The following is a 431-nucleotide window of genomic DNA, read 5'->3' on the forward strand; positions in this document are numbered from 1 at the left end:
TGGGAATCTTATTTGGAGAAAAATAAATGAAACATAACTTCTTAAACTCTGAAAAAAATATTGAATCATCTTTTGATGAGCCCTGGCAATTAGAAGCATTTGCAACTGTAGTTTTGATGGTTAGAAAAGGGTTTTTTACATGGTCAGAATGGTCAGAGTCATTTTCTATACTTGAAAAAATACATTTAAAATCAAAGGAGGAATCTATAACTGAAAATTATTATAAAAGATGGCTTTTAAATATTGATATTTTTCTACTTAATACTATAAATATAAATGATAGCGATATTAAAAATCGAGTTAATGAGTGGAGGCAGGCATATTTATGCACACCTCATGGAAACTCCGTAGAATTAAAAAATGCTTTTGAGCATGAGCATGAGCATGAGCATGAGCATGAGCATGAGCATGAGCATGAGCATGAGCATGAG

At 31.6% G+C, this 431-nt stretch carries 1 protein-coding gene; it reads left to right on the top strand.

The annotated features are described in order from the left end of the window. Positions 1-26 precede the first annotated feature (26 nt). Positions 27-431: nitrile hydratase accessory protein (locus HK25_RS12595; protein ID WP_086636419.1), on the top strand; the 405-nt coding region annotated here is incomplete at its 3' end.

The organism is Acetobacter sp. DsW_059, from assembly GCF_002153695.1.
Taxonomy (GTDB): Bacteria; Pseudomonadota; Alphaproteobacteria; order Acetobacterales; family Acetobacteraceae; genus Acetobacter; species Acetobacter thailandicus.